The organism is Vibrio sp. 1-1(7), assembly GCF_013048485.1.
Classification (GTDB): domain Bacteria; phylum Pseudomonadota; class Gammaproteobacteria; order Enterobacterales; family Vibrionaceae; genus Vibrio; species Vibrio fujianensis.
On record NZ_VHSP01000002.1, the window covers coordinates 376,561 to 391,207 of the forward strand.

Annotated in this window: 14 protein-coding genes; 7 read left to right on the plus strand and 7 right to left on the minus strand. The window is 42.4% G+C overall.

Annotation, left to right across the window (positions count from 1 at the left end; genetic code table 11):
• Positions 1–202 precede the first annotated feature (202 nt).
• Positions 203–1,855, minus strand: a complete 1,653-nt coding sequence (locus tag FKN05_RS09665) for a SulP family inorganic anion transporter (protein WP_170887402.1) — start codon at positions 1,853–1,855, stop codon at positions 203–205.
• A gap of 286 nt (positions 1,856–2,141) precedes the next feature.
• Here FKN05_RS09665 and FKN05_RS09670 point away from each other — a divergent pair, with 286 nt between their 5' ends.
• Together FKN05_RS09670 and shyA are read left to right on the plus strand one after the other, a co-directional pair.
• Positions 2,142–2,441, plus strand: a complete 300-nt coding sequence (locus tag FKN05_RS09670) for an isoamylase early set domain-containing protein (protein ID WP_099611053.1) — start codon at positions 2,142–2,144, stop codon at positions 2,439–2,441.
• Positions 2,442–2,550: 109 nt separating this feature from the next.
• Complete coding sequence (gene shyA, locus FKN05_RS09675; protein ID WP_170887403.1) at positions 2,551–3,867, plus strand: peptidoglycan DD-endopeptidase ShyA; 1,317 nt, start codon at positions 2,551–2,553, stop codon at positions 3,865–3,867.
• 42 nt (positions 3,868–3,909) lie between these two features.
• Here the strand turns inward: shyA and FKN05_RS09680 are convergent, their stop codons facing one another.
• Positions 3,910–5,739 (minus strand): putative bifunctional diguanylate cyclase/phosphodiesterase, encoded by a 1,830-nt coding sequence (locus FKN05_RS09680; protein ID WP_170887404.1) that lies wholly within the window; start codon positions 5,737–5,739, stop codon positions 3,910–3,912.
• Between the two features lie 253 nt (positions 5,740–5,992).
• Between FKN05_RS09680 and FKN05_RS09685 the strand changes: the two genes are divergently transcribed.
• The gene (locus tag FKN05_RS09685; protein WP_099611054.1) at positions 5,993–6,343 is read left to right on the plus strand and encodes a hypothetical protein; all 351 of its coding nucleotides are present in this window, start codon (positions 5,993–5,995) and stop codon (positions 6,341–6,343) included.
• 111 nt (positions 6,344–6,454) lie between these two features.
• Positions 6,455–6,589, plus strand: coding sequence for a hypothetical protein (locus FKN05_RS16780; RefSeq protein WP_099611055.1), 135 nt, complete (start codon positions 6,455–6,457; stop codon positions 6,587–6,589).
• Positions 6,590–6,647: 58 nt separating this feature from the next.
• Here the strand turns inward: FKN05_RS16780 and FKN05_RS09690 are convergent, their stop codons facing one another.
• The gene (locus FKN05_RS09690; protein ID WP_099611056.1) at positions 6,648–7,235 is read right to left on the minus strand and encodes a glutaredoxin family protein; all 588 of its coding nucleotides are present in this window, start codon (positions 7,233–7,235) and stop codon (positions 6,648–6,650) included.
• A gap of 170 nt (positions 7,236–7,405) precedes the next feature.
• Complete coding sequence (locus FKN05_RS09695; protein ID WP_161427799.1) at positions 7,406–8,338, minus strand: porin; 933 nt, start codon at positions 8,336–8,338, stop codon at positions 7,406–7,408.
• A gap of 271 nt (positions 8,339–8,609) precedes the next feature.
• On the opposite strand from FKN05_RS09695, the gene FKN05_RS09700 reads away from it, so the two are divergent.
• A complete protein-coding gene (locus tag FKN05_RS09700) occupies positions 8,610–9,224 on the plus strand; it encodes a fumarylacetoacetate hydrolase family protein (protein ID WP_099611058.1) in 615 nt (204 codons plus the stop codon).
• 63 nt (positions 9,225–9,287) lie between these two features.
• Here FKN05_RS09700 and FKN05_RS09705 read toward each other — a convergent pair whose 3' ends face one another.
• Positions 9,288–9,605 (minus strand): branched-chain amino acid transport AzlD family protein, encoded by a 318-nt coding sequence (locus FKN05_RS09705; RefSeq protein WP_170887405.1) that lies wholly within the window; start codon positions 9,603–9,605, stop codon positions 9,288–9,290.
• Positions 9,602–10,324, minus strand: coding sequence for an AzlC family ABC transporter permease (locus FKN05_RS09710; protein ID WP_170887406.1), 723 nt, complete (start codon positions 10,322–10,324; stop codon positions 9,602–9,604). Before FKN05_RS09710 ends, FKN05_RS09705 begins: the two co-directional genes overlap by 4 nt.
• A 228-nt stretch (positions 10,325–10,552) precedes the next feature.
• On the opposite strand from FKN05_RS09710, the gene FKN05_RS09715 reads away from it, so the two are divergent.
• On the plus strand, positions 10,553–11,200 hold the full coding sequence (locus tag FKN05_RS09715) for a LysE family translocator (protein ID WP_161426957.1): 648 nt from the start codon (positions 10,553–10,555) through the stop codon (positions 11,198–11,200).
• Positions 11,201–11,242: 42 nt separating this feature from the next.
• Here the strand turns inward: FKN05_RS09715 and FKN05_RS09720 are convergent, their stop codons facing one another.
• A complete protein-coding gene (locus FKN05_RS09720) occupies positions 11,243–12,946 on the minus strand; it encodes a phospho-sugar mutase (protein ID WP_170887407.1) in 1,704 nt (567 codons plus the stop codon).
• A 511-nt stretch (positions 12,947–13,457) separates the two neighbouring features.
• Here FKN05_RS09720 and aroG point away from each other — a divergent pair.
• The gene (aroG, locus tag FKN05_RS09725; RefSeq protein ID WP_099611061.1) at positions 13,458–14,510 is read left to right on the plus strand and encodes a 3-deoxy-7-phosphoheptulonate synthase AroG; all 1,053 of its coding nucleotides are present in this window, start codon (positions 13,458–13,460) and stop codon (positions 14,508–14,510) included.
• The last annotated feature ends 137 nt before the right edge of the window (positions 14,511–14,647 follow it).

A 14,647-nucleotide genomic window follows, 5' to 3' on the forward strand; every position in this document is an offset into this window, starting at 1 on the left:
CGTATTACTTTGCAATACTATTCATTTAAATGGTTTAAATATTCATTTATTTCTACTGTTATATTTAATCCAAATGGTCCTTTGTTTTGTTAGTGTTTGATTTGTTATTATTTTGTTTAATTGTCGGTGACATAAAAAAAGCCCCTTACCTATCGGGTAAAGGGCGATGCACTTTAAATGAATAAAAAATGATGATTGACCGCTATTTCGCTTGAATATCCGCCAAACTCGCACTCAGTGCTGCATCAAACTCAGTGAAGACGTTTTTTTCACCAACTAAATCAATAAGACCAGCCCGGCGCAGCTTAAGGGTAACTCTGGCGTTTGCGCCAGAGATGAGCACTTTGACCTGTTTACGATGAAAGTGGTTAATCATGCCTTCTAGCGTTTGCAGTGCCGTAATATCCATAAACGGCACCCATTTTAAACGAATAATTAAAATCTCTGGCGTCTCTTGAATACTACTCATCACTTGTTCAAAGTTTTCGGCTGCCGCAAAAAAGAATGGTCCTTCTAACGCATAAACCGCAATCTCTCTTGGGAGTTCAGTCATACCGTGTTGCTGAAGTTCATAATTTAGCTCGCGTGGCGTGCTTGCTTTGACTTCAACACTTGCCGCCATACGTTTTACAAAATGTAAGGTGGCGATGATCACCCCGATATTAACGGCCACAACGAGATCGGCAAAAACAGTTAAGCCAAATGTGATCAATAAGATAGCAACATCAGCTTTGGGGGCTCGTTTGATCAGTTTAATAAAGTGTGGTGCTTCACTCATATTCCAAGCAACCACAAATAAAATCGCACTGAGAGTTGCTAATGGAATATTGACCGCAAGAGGAGCTAACGCCAGTAGAATGATAACTAATGTTAGGGCGTGAATAATACCGGAAATAGGGCTATTACCCCCGTTACGAATATTTGTCGCGGTACGAGCAATCGCGCCCGTTGCTGCGATACCACCAAATAATGGTGCAACAATATTTGCGAGCCCTTGTCCGACAAGTTCTTGATTCGAATTATGCTTAGTACCCGCCATACCATCGGCGACAACCGCAGACAGTAAAGATTCAATGGCTCCCAACATTGCAATCGCAAAGGCAGGGCCTATTAGTTGTAAAATTTGTGAAAAACTCACCTGAGGTATCGCGAGCTCAGGTAACCCTTGTGGAATTCCACCGAAGGCTGAGCCAATTGTGCGAACGCCATCGAAACCAACCGTGTACTGTAGGCTAGTGACGACCAGTAATGCTAATAATGGCCCGGGAACTTTAGTCAACTTCGGAAGTTTTGGGCCAAAAATAACAAGCGCAAGTGAAAACAAACCAAGTAAGGTCGTGGTCAGATCAAGGCGAGGAAAGGCATAAAAAATCGCGATCAATTTCTGATGAAAGTGATCTCCGGTGATTGCTGGTAATCCAAAAAATTCTTGCCATTGGCCAATCCAGATGATGACACCAATACCACTAGTAAAACCCACAATGACAGGGCTTGGGATATAACGAATGATACTGCCAAGTTTAGCAATACCAAGAATGAGTAAAATCACGCCAGCCATCATGGTGGCGATTTGTAATCCAGCAACACCGAACTCAGCGACAATACCCGCTAAAATAACGATAAATGCTCCAGTTGGGCCTGCTATCTGGACGCGAGATCCACCAAACAGTGAAACGATAATACCTGCAATAATGGCAGTATAAATTCCTTGCTCGGGTTTAACGCCTGAAGCGATCGCAAAAGCCATGGCTAGAGGTAAAGCAACTACGCCAACAATAATACCGGCGGTAATATTTTTTATCCATTGATTGGGTTTGAGTAAACCTGCTTTATAAGACTCATAAACGGCAAACATGAATGATCACCTTAATAAATATAGGGGGATAAGGACGCTGGGGATTCTACGCTTATTTTGATTGCTGTAAAGGGAGCGGCCATGGCAGGAAGTGTGATTGCCACTCACTTACCGCCTACCTGCAACTCCACGTTGTTTGGGTATATACATGATGAGTTCAGAAATAGACAGAGAGAAGCTTTACGGCTTTTCAGTGGTAATAAAATAGATTTCATGTTGAGCATGTGCGTAAGTATGCTTATAATCGTTCAGGTTGAGCAAAATTGATACATAAAGGGAATTGGTTATGATTAGCAAACGTTTTTTTAAGACAAAAAATGAAGTTGAAGTTACTTTTGAGCTAGAAGTACCCGCAGAAACCACCAGAGTATCTCTTGTCGCTGACTTTTCAGACTGGCAACCTCAGCCAATGAAAAAAGTGGCTAAATCGAGTATTTATAAGTTTAAAACTCGTTTACCTAAAAATGGTAAGTTCCAATATCGCTATTTACTGAACGAACAAGAGTGGATGAATGATTCCCAAGCGGATGATTATGTTGTAAATGAGTTTGGCGACCATAACTGCGTACTCTGCACTGCCCAGTAATAAATTTGACAAGTTTGTCAAAAAATGGGCTGTTTTTTACTCAGAAGGTGACTTTTAGGCGAGAAAGTTTTACCCTTTTGCTTCTTTGAACAGTCTGTACGGGTTAATTGTGTCACCAAAGTCTCTTTTTTTTCGATTTTCGGAGCTTTCTAAAGGGAGAAAAGCTTCCGTTGTAGGCTTGCCTCTACTGGCTATTGCTGCGGTTTATGCCTCTTTTAGCCATCCGTCTTATCCCAGAAAAATCGATTTGACGATTACTGAGTCTCAGATCGTGCAGTCGATTTTATCGGATACTGAAGAAACCAAAAAAGTCTCTTACCCTGATTATGAATATGAGATCAAAGCAGGGGATAACTTAAGTTCTATTTTTAATCACCTTGGTTTTAGTTACCAAGAATTGATGAAAATTATGGAAACGGATTTAAATTATCTGGCGCTAGATACGTTGAAACCAGGCAATACGCTACGATTTTGGAAATCGATTGATGGACAAACGCTAGCGAAAATGGAGTTGAAATTTAGCTTAGTGCAAGGGGCGGTGTATTCTCGTTTAGATGATGGTAGCTACGAGTTTGAAGAAATTAGCTTACCTGGCCGTTGGCAAGAGCTGCCAGTTATTGGTGAAATACAAGGCAGCTTTTCACAATCTGCTCACCAATTAGGCCTAGGGAGTGCCGATATTGATCAAATTGTGAGTGTGCTAAAAGATAAAATTAACTTTGGACGTGATCTTCGTGCAGGGGATCGTTTCGAAGTGGTATTATCTCGCCAATTTGTTGCCGATCAGTTTACAGGTAATAAAGAAATTCAAGCGGTTAAAATTTATAACCGAGGGAATGAAATTTCGGCTTATCTATATAAAGATGGCCAGTATTACGATAAAAACGGCGAAAGTTTACAACGCGCTTTCCAACGTTATCCGACCACCAGTCGATGGCGTATGTCTTCAGGGTTTGATCCTCATCGTCGCCACCCGGTTACCGGACGAGTTTCCCCTCATAATGGAACTGATTTTGCTGCGCCAATCGGAACGCCAGTGGTTTCGACCGGCGATGGCGTTGTCGTAATGACGCGAAATCATCCTTATGCTGGTAATTATGTTGCTATCCAGCATGGTAGTACATACATGACCCGTTACCTGCATCTTGATAAAATCTTGGTACGTAAGGGGCAGAAGGTAACGCGTGGCCAGCGAATTGGCTTATCGGGAGCAACGGGAAGAGTGACAGGCCCCCATATACACTATGAACTCATTGTTCGAGGCCGTCCTGTTAATCCGATGACAGCGAATATCCCAATGGCCAATTCAGTGCCTAAACAAGAAATGGCGACATTTATAGCACGACGTAACGAGTTAGACCAACTGCTTGCCAAGCAAGATGGTTTGCTGGCCGTTCACTCAACCCCCCCAGATTCAGAGCGTTAACGGTTTTTGAGTCTGAGGCAAGTACAACATCGGGCTTATAGTTTAAGGATGTTGTGCTTGCCAAGTGTGCCACCGCTGCAATATTTGTGATGGTAGGGCCGGTTTTGAAAAATAATAGCCTTGTATTTGTTCACATCCCATCGCATACAATTTGTCCAATGCTTGCTGATTTTCTACTCCTTCAGCAATTAAATCGACCTTCAGCTGCTTGGCTAGTTGAATGATTAACCATACCACCCGTTCAGATGTCTCACTGCAAAGCATGTTACGGATGAAGGTCGCATCAATTTTTATACAATCAATTGGATAGCTGTGAATATAATTGAGGCTGGAATAGCCTGTGCCAAAATCATCTAACGCGACTTTAAACCCTAACTTACGTAGCTGGCCGAGCATCTGCGAGACTTCAGCGGTTTTCGATAATAGTACGGTTTCTGTGAGTTCGATGGTAAATTCATCGGGATGAAATTGGTAGCGTCCAATGATTGCCATTAACTGTTTTAAGTAACGTGAGGAGTGAGCGATTTCATGTACGGAACAGTTAATGGCAAGTTTTATTTTGCGCTTAAAAGAGCGTTCTAATTCCTTTTTGGCTTGACAGGCGAGTTCTACAATTCTTTCCCCTAGATCGACAATCAAGCCTGATTGTTCTGCAGCATCAATAAACTCGACTGGAGAAATCGTACCCAGTTGTGGGTTTTCCCAACGTGCTAACACCTCAAAATAGTGCCATTCTGGGTTGCTACGTTGCACTATCGGCTGGACGTTGACATAAAGTTCCTGCGCATTTTCTAGTGATTTATCCAACTCTATACGTAACGCATTAATAATTTGTGTACGCCGATGATAGTCATGGCTTAGGTGCGTATCATAACAACAAATAGGTTGATTATGTATGGACTTACATTCTTTTAGTGCCAAGCTGGCATTCAGAATGAGCTGATCCGAACTTTTGATTGTGGCATCTTTTTTGGCGAGCCCAATACTTAAACGGACTTTAATGTGATGATTAGAATCACGATAGCCTCGCTGTAACCTTTCTATGATCATTTGACAGATTTTTAGTGGGTCACTGGAAAAGGTAATGAACGCAAATTCATCGCCAGCAATGCGAAAGATTAGGTTTTCATTGTATACGCATTGAAAAATAGTATTCGCGACGTATTTAATGACTTGATCACCAATATAGTGGCCAAAGAGATCGTTAATGGCTTTAAAGTTATCGATATCGAGGTAGGCGAGAGTAAAAGATTGATGGTTATTCTCTAGCAAATAATCCAATTTATCGGATAAACAATCGCGATTAAGAAGGTGGGTCAGATTATCGTGTGATATCTCATAGCTGAGCTGCTGAATTAAACTTTCAGAACGGTCATATAGCCACTTATTGCGTAAACTGTGAGTTAATAGCCGCGCGATTATTCGATGATATTCAAGCGCAGGATGGTGATGCTCTATTGGCTGAGTGAACGTTGAAAAAAGTAATCCAAGCACTTCACCGGTTTCTGCTTTTATGGGGAGGCCTAAATATGCTTGTGTGCCTTGGTTAAGGAAACCGGGGGCATGGGCAAAAGTCGAGAGAGAGTGCTCAGTGATGAGCGAAAATTCTTGCTTAGAATGTGCAATGTGCTCGAAGAGACTTCCTTTTATCATATAGCAATGGGTAGATGCTGGGTTATTTCCTGCGTAAGCAAGCATCACCGCTTTATAGTTTAATTTATCGATCTCCAATAGCTGGGTTGTCTCGGTCTGAAAGTGAGTATGTAAACTCAATACGGATTGTTCATAGAGAGACTTACCGTCAAGCAACAGCAATTTATTCACTGTCTCTAAACTGACAGCATCTCTAGCCAAGGTGCTGGTGGTTATCATAGCTTGCTCACTGTACGGTTTAAAGGAAACTACCTAGTCTTAATATAATTTGATGGTGCTAATCATTGATCATATGCATAGAGAAACTATGGATGAAGATGCATGGATTTGCCACTTTATGGCTCTACGACTTTCGGAGCGATTGGGTGGTAATGATAGCCAGACATGGAGGAGACGTCGGGAAGTATTTGAATTCTGTACCTTGTCGGCGTTCAGTATATAATCTCCCCTCAAATAATTTTGGGGGATAATAATGCAGCAAAAACAATTTGAGGCTCTGGTGAAAAACCTTTGTCAACAGCCAAATTTGCCACAGGCTCTGGAAGTATTAAAAACGCATGACGAGTCTGATATTGCCGAAGCCGCGCAAGCGTTAACCGGACAGTTTGCTTTGGCTACCGTTGATGGAGAAAAGCGTATCTATCATGTGACACAAGAGGAAAATGAGCAAGGTGAAGAGCAAGAGTTTATTGAGCATGTGATGAACGAAGGGGACGATGTAATTAGGTTTATCGCTTGGTTTTTTGATTCACAATTTTCGATTAAGGCTAAAGAGACTTATAAAGCTGCGGGAAAAACTTACCAGCAACCAAAACGAAATTAGCTTGTAATAAAATAACTAAATTTATGTGATCCATGGCTTTTTTTTGCCTTATTATGTGATATATTTACTTTGTTTGGTAATTAATTTACGTAATTATTGTAGGAGATTGTCATGGGTAACGATTTAGGTACCGTCTATATGGGCCAAATCATCGCGAAACAAATGATGCATGAAGCCCTCTATGGCAAAGCTAAACCAAAGAAAAAATCTTTCATCAAAAACGTGTGGAAGAAAATGAGCAAATAACTTTGCCTAAACAGAATATGAAAAGCCCCGAGTGAATGCTCGGGGTTTTTGCGTGACGTTATACTCGGGATGATTGACTCGTAGAGGAGTCGGCTAGCCATTGAGTCAACGCATCGTAGCCCCCGATGTATTGGCTATCAAGCCAGATTTGTGGCACTGTGACAGGGGTTTTCGGGCCAATCATTGCTTTTACTTCGGGAATCATCCGGTAGAGCGCCGCACTGTCTTTTATCACATCAAAATATTGAAAAGAAATACTTGCCTCGTGAAGTGCTTGCTGGGCTTTTTGGCAATAAGGACAGCCCGCTTTACCAAATATAATATTCCCTTGCAGAGATTGACGTTTGCGCCACTCGTTTATGACAGCTTGTATAAGCACACCACGATTCATCGCCTCACCTTGACTGATCAATTTACCTTCAACAACCACAATTGGTGCATGCCAAGCGCCGAATTTCAATGGTTCCCACCAATGGCTAAGCCACTCTTTTGTTTGTAGATTGATCTCCACGTCGGACAGTTCATGGTTGAAGGTGTCTTTGAGAATATCGAGCGTTAAGGTGCACTCACCACAAGGTATTTTGACTTTAAATGGTCCAAATTGACCAGCCCAACGGTATAAAGTGATATTGATAGGAGTTGCCATGTTGGTGATCTCGATAAATGAGTATTTAAGTAGATAAGCTCGATTGAGCAGCACATCTAATGTATCTGAATATAATCAAGATAGCTGAGATCACTGTTCATTGCAGTGAAAAAAGCCTCCCGGTGAGAGAGGCTAAGCAAAAGGACAGTATTTATGGAGTAGACGAGAAACTAGAAATCGTAACGGATGCCTGCTTGGAGTTGATCATCTTTATTGTTCAGCTGCTCAAATTTGTAACCAGCATACGTTCGAATATTGCCGTTAAATTTATAGACCGCTTCGATAGCAAAGTTTTTCGCTAGATCGGTATTGGTATCATCATTTTCTTGGAAGTTATACACACCGACTAAATCAAGCTGTTTATTGGCTTTAAATTTAGCGGCAAGTTCATAACCGATAATATCTTCAGACGATTTTTCTCCTTTGACAAAGAGCGCCGCTAGGCTGAGAGAGTCTGTTGGTGTTATGGAAGCAGCAAGGTTGAACTGTTTGTCATCATTGTCTTGTCCGACATAGCCTAAGCCGAGTGTAAACATGTTGAAGTCGTATTTAAGAGCAATACCGAAACTGCTGTCATCATCGCCATTGGCCTGTTTTTTCTCTCCAGCAAGATAGTTAGCTTGGACTGATAATGCATCAAATTTAGCGCTATAAAGGAAGTTATTGGTGCGTTTATCTTTATTGCCGTCAACAATGTCAGCGGCATCGGCACCAAAGGTTGCCATGATATCGGTGAAGTTTGTGAGCATTACTTGTGCAGAATCTTGTTTGCCATATGAGAATGCTCCGAGAGAAGTACCAAGCCCAGCAAAGAAGTAGCGATTAGTTAAATTGTCACTGCCATCTAATTCCGCTTCGTATTTACCAAAACCGTACAGATCGTCAGCAATGGTGGTTTTACCCACTAAATTGAACCGAGCACGTGATTTATCTTTAAATTTAGTCGAGCTATCCGACTCGTTATTATCAGATATATTGAAGCGTGCTTCTGCACGACCGCCCACTTTGAGTTCTGTACCCTCTGCTTTATACACAGTGGCTGCCATCGCGGAACCAGAAGCGAGAGCGGCGAAGATTGCGGTTGCTACTACTGCTTGTTTCATTGTTATTACCTTATTGATAGTGAATTGAGCTTCATGCCCTATGTTTTGGTTGAGAATAAGTTAAGATTTTAAAATGACGATTTGATTGCTTAATTGTGACGATTAGGTTTTGTTTTTATTGAATAAAAATGAATATGTTTGGTGATGAAGCGCGGACTATTGCCGCATATTGAGTCAGGGATCTTATTTCTATTAGGATTTTTAGCGTGAAGGTTGGTGATTAAAAAAGATCGGTTACACTTTGTTTTTACTCATCATTCAAGGACGAGAAATGAACGCCGTACGTTATGCAGGACAGTTAGTCTATCCATCAAAGGTACTGTGTGTCGGGCGCAATTATGCTGACCATATCAAAGAGCTGAATAATCCCTTCCCAGAACAGATGGTGGTGTTTAATAAACCGAACAGCAGTATTACTTCCACCTTACGGGCTTTCCATCAAGAAGCTTTACATTACGAAACTGAAATCTGCTTTTTGGTGGAAAATGGTCTTTATACTGCGGTAGGCTTGGGATTAGACTTAACGAAACGGACTTTACAATCACAGTTGAAACAGAAACAGTTACCGTGGGAGCGAGCCAAAGCCTTTGATGGTTCAGCGGTGTTAAGTCGATTTATTCCATTGCCAGGCGTAAATATCTCTGATTTACAACTGGAACTATTTATTAATAGCGTCCGAGTACAAGGTGGCGGTGTGGCACAGATGATTTATAAACCAGATGCAATTTTGGCTGAGTTAAAAACATATACCTCCGTGTGCGATAACGACATTGTGATGACTGGTACGCCCCAAGGCGTTGGCGAAGTGCATCAGGGGGATCGATTTTTAGGGCGTTTAAAATGTGCTGATCAAGTCTTGATAGAAGTTGAATGGCTGGCAGAGTAGCCAGCCGAGTGAGTTGAAGAATCCACTCCTAAATTGGTGTGGTTGACGAAGCAACATTTCGTTTCAAGACAGGAGTACGATATTGAGCAATAAAAACATTGCCATGCTAATAAGAGTGGTGAGTAGTACATTGCTGCTTTTCCACGCCAATATTACCGCCAGTAGCGCAGCCCATAAATAAGGGTTGTGATGGCTGACCCAAAGAGTCCCCTGATCCGTAAAGACTATAGGGGCCCAAATGGCGGTTAAGACCGCAGGCCCTGAGTAGCTTAGTAAGCGGTGCAATGTTGGGTTGAGTCGAAGAGGAAGACGAGGCTCTAAAAATAGATACCGGCTTAAGAACACCAACGCTGCCATTGCAAAAATAAACAGGATAATCATACTTTTCCTCCGGTCATTTGTTCGGTGAAAAATCCCGCTAACATAGCGCCAATGCTGGCGATCATTAAACTTCCTTGTACATGAAAGACGGTTAACCCGACTGAAAGTATCAGTGCGACGAGTATGGAAACTAAAACGGCTCGATTTTTCACCGTGGGAATGACAATCGCGATAAAGGTTGCTGCTACAGCAAAATCCAAGCCTAATTCATTTAAAGCGGGTAAGTATTGCCCTGCAATAATGCCCACCAAAGTGGCGAGGTTCCAGCATAAATAAAAACTCAGCCCTGCCCCTAATGCATACCAGCGTTGAAATTGCTGATCACTTTGTTGCCCACAAATAGCAAATAATTCATCGGTGAGAAGAAAGCCAAGCGTTAAACGCCAACGAAGAGGCAGCGGGCTTATTTTCTTACGCATGGAGACGCTGTAGAGGAAATGGCGAGAAGTAATAAAAAAGGTGGTCATCAGCAGGGTCATTAATCCCGCGCCCGTTTTCATCATTCCGATAGCAACCAACTGTGCGGAGCCGGCAAAGAGAATCGCCGAAAGAGCCTGACCTTCTAATAAGGTTAAACCGGCATCAATCGCAAAGGAACCTGCTAATAATCCCCAAGGTAAAACGGCGATACTGAGTGGTAACATGGCAAGACAGCCTTGCCAGAATAAGCGTGACTGAGACTCTATTTCAGTGTGTTGTGACAAAATGTGGTTACTCATAAATCATCCTAATCAATAGGCTGACTGTATCTTGTTGCCTTGACAAAATACAGTGTGAAAAACCTTATCTAACCACCATTGAACAACAAATACTTGTACAAAATTTCGCCTGATTTTTTTATTGAAGTAATTGACTGGATACTTTGTCAATATATTACTTATATAATTATGTTTTTCTTATTTATTGATATAAAATTTCTGGTTTTATTTATTATATGAAAGATAGTAATGATTGATTTATCGATTCTTCCTGTGTATCTCACGGCGGTGATTGCCTTGCTGTTATTACCTGGCCCAGATATGTTATTGATTGCCAGCTCTAGTTTGAGTTATGGACGTAGAGTCGGAGTTTTTGCTAGCTTAGGCAATGCCACCTCTGGTGTGATTTTAACTTTACTGGCAGCACTAGGCGTCTCCACCATGGTTGCTATGAATCCGATGGCATTGACAATTCTACAGTTATTAGGTGGGGCGTATTTATTGAAAATGGGCATCGATTGTCTGCGGGCGACTGAGCATTCAGCGGCGACGGTGGCGATTGAATCAAAATTGGCAAAAACGTTTTATCAACGAGCCTTATTGAGTAATTTACTTAATCCTAAGGCATTGGTTTTCTTTGTTATGTTTTTGCCTCAGTTTGTTTCTCATAAGATAGCCGCCAGCTCAGGTGAGCAAATGCTCGCGTTGGGTATTTTACTCAATATTTGTGGGTTATTATTTAATTTATCATTAGTTGCCTTGGTGGGTTTATGCGGTAACACATTGTTAGAAAATGATAAATTTCGATGTTATCAACATAAATTGATGGGGACGATTTTTTTGCTCTTGGCACTCTGGATGGTTAGTGGGATTGTCATCCCTTTCTTGAATAGTTAAAGAGCCCAACCTCTGTGATGAGGTTGAGCTTCTGCGCTTAGATTATAGGCTTTTTTGATGCTCACTAATCAATAGCGCCATCTGTTCTTCTGCTCGTTGCTGAGCATCACTGAAGCTTTCATGATCATCAAAACTGCCGATCACCTCATAGTAACATTTGAGCTTTGGTTCAGTACCTGAAGGTCGTACAATCACCCGAGCGCCGTTGGCCAAGTGGTAAATGAGTACATCACTGCTGGGTAACGTCAGTGTTTCACTTGAGCCATCTTGATGGTGACGAAGCGCATGTTTGAGATCGTCCCAGCTTAAGATAGCTTGACCTGCAATCGATTGAGGTGGCGCTGCACGTAGTTGATCGCCAATGGGGGGGGTATCCGGATCCAGCGCAATACTACGCTGAGCGGTGACATATAAACCATGCTGACGGTAAAGAGATTCAAGCTGATCCCAAATTGTTTTTCCTTGGCTATATAACTCTGCGGCAAGTTGCGCAAAGGCAACCATGGCAGATAAGCCATCTTTATCCCAAACGGTATTGCCAACGGTGTAACCCAAGGCTTCTTCGTAGGCAAATAAGAAAGGATGCTGCTCGCTTTGTTGCTGCATGGCAATATTGGTTAACCATTTGAACCCGGTCAAGGTTTGATAATATTTCGCACCATGAGCGTGGGCTATTTTATGTAATAGGCTAGACGATACGATGGTATTTCCAACCAGAGGCTGTTGTTGATGAGTCTGATTGAGCAAGTAGTGGCCTAGTAACGCCCCGACTTGATCGCCCGTTAACATTTGGTATTCCCCGTTCAATTTACGGATAGCGACCGCAAACCGATCAGCGTCGGGATCATTGGCACAAGCTAGTTGAGCATTAACCGAACTGGCTAATGCAATGACTCGATCCATCGCGCCCGCTTCTTCTGGATTTGGGAAATGTACGGTAGGAAAAGTACCATCGGGTTCGCGCTGTTCTTGCACGCTGTACACCTGAGTAAAACCCGCATCCGCTAGTAACGTTTCCGCCATTTCAGCGCCAACACCATGCATCGCCGTATAGGCCAATGTGATATTTTCTGGGTGAGTGTGATTTTGAAGAAGTGGGCTGGCATTAATGGTTTGGCGGTAAGTCTGGTAATAATTTTCTTCCAGCCAAACCAGTAGACCTTGTTGCTCTGCTGTCTTCAAATCTAGCGTTAGAATTTCTTGCACTGCCGCCAGTTCGATCTCTGCCGCAATGCCTGCATCATGAGGCGGAATGATTTGTGCGCCATTTCCCCAATAAACTTTAAAACCATTATACTCGGGAGGGTTATGGCTGGCAGTCACGACAACCGCAGCGGCGGCGTTAAAATGGTTGACACCAAAAGCCACCACTGGCGTTGGAGCGACTTGGTAGGTGAGGTACACTTTGATGCCTAAAGCGGTGAGCACTGAGGCAGTATCGTGAGCAAATTGTTGAGAGTCCGGGCGGCCATCATAGCCAATGACCACACCACGTTGCTGAGCATTTTCAACCTGCTTTATTAAATAGGCACCTAGCCCTGCGGCAGTTTCTTGAATTACCAATCGGTTCATTCGGTTGGGGCCACAACCGACTTTCCCTCGCAACCCTGCGGTACCAAACTCTAATCGGGATTTAAACCGTTCTTCAACTTGATCCATTTGGTGCTTATCAATCAGCGATTGTAGCTCTTGACGAGTTTTAAGATCAGGATCTTTTTCTAGCCAAGCTAGGACTTTATTCATCATTGTGGTCACCTTATTATTGTTGAGCGATGATTATTCCGAGAGGATGGTATACCTTTCCTATTTCAAGTTGCAGTGGTGTTGGCTATGTTCGTTCACCTCAACCTCCTCGCCTGTCTATGTTTATGGTGATGATGAGTGCCATCCTTAGCTTTCAGTAAAAGACAGCTTGAGGCTGTCCAAATTTATCACTCACTTGCCGGCTACCTGCAACTCGAAGTTATTTGAGGATATATTGTAATTGATATTCATTATCAATAATGGGCACGCAATCGCTAAACTTCTCTTTGCTCATTATAACTCAGTGATTTTAAGCTGATGGTTTTCTTTATTATTGGGTGTAAAGAAAATATTACGAATCTACTTAGTTGTAAGTTAAGTTGTTTTGTTGCATTTTTTATAAAATAGTGCTTGCTCTTGGTTGAGGAAGCCTTTAAGTTACTTAAAGAGGATAAGTAATCTGTGACGGGATAACCGGCAACGGTTGAATGTAAGTAATAGGAAGAAGTAAGCGATGTACCAAACTGATGATGTTAATATTAAACGAATTAAGCAATTATTACCCCCTGTGGCGGTTTTAGAAAAATTCCCTGCTAGTCGTATCGCTTCTTCAACGACATTCCAAGCGCGTGAGGCAATACATAATATTTTACACGATAAAGATGATCGGTTATTAGTCGTGGTAGGGCCTTGCTCCATCCATGACACGAAAGCGGCGATGGAGTATGGCCAGCGTCTTAAAACATTGCGAGAGGAGTTAAGTGGCCATTTAGAAATCGTGATGCGGGTTTATTTTGAAAAACCCCGGACGACAGTAGGGTGGAAAGGTTTAATTAATGACCCTTATCTAGATGATTCTTATAAAATTAATGACGGTTTACGCATTGGACGTAAGTTATTATTGGATCTGACGGACATGGGTATTCCTACCGCCAGTGAGTTTTTAGATATGATTACACCACAATATGTTGCAGACTTGATCAGTTGGGGAGCGATAGGTGCACGCACGACGGAATCGCAGGTTCACCGAGAGCTGTCTTCTGGCCTTTCTTGCCCTGTTGGCTTTAAAAACGGTACCGATGGCAATATTAAAATAGCCTCTGACGCCATTCGCTCTGCGAGTGCATCACACCATTTTTTATCGGTCACTAAATTTGGACATTCGGCAATTGTAGAAACGGCAGGTAATCCAGATTGTCATATCATTTTGCGTGGTGGCAAGGAGCCAAACTACAGTGCAGAGCATGTTGCAGCGATCAAACAAGAATTGGAAACATCAGGTTTAAAACAAAAAGTAATGATCGATTTTAGCCATGCCAACAGTTCAAAACAGTACCAGCGTCAAATGGTGGTCGCAGAGGATATTTGCCAGCAAATTCGTTCAGGTGAGCATGCTATTTTTGGCGTGATGATCGAGTCACATTTGGTCGAAGGTCGCCAAGATCTGGTGGATGGTCAAGCGCCCGTTTATGGACAATCGATCACCGATGCGTGCATTGGTTGGAATGATACAGAGACTGTGTTGCGTGAGCTGGCGAAAGCGGTAGAAATACGCCGAGCGGGTTAAATGGTGATTTTTACTCCGCTAAAAACATAAAAACACTGGCGCTTACTGTAAGCGCCAGTGTTATATCTATATCACTCTGAATGTTCTCTACTCATTTTGAGCGGTTGAATGACAATAGATAAACCCAGTGAGAACTC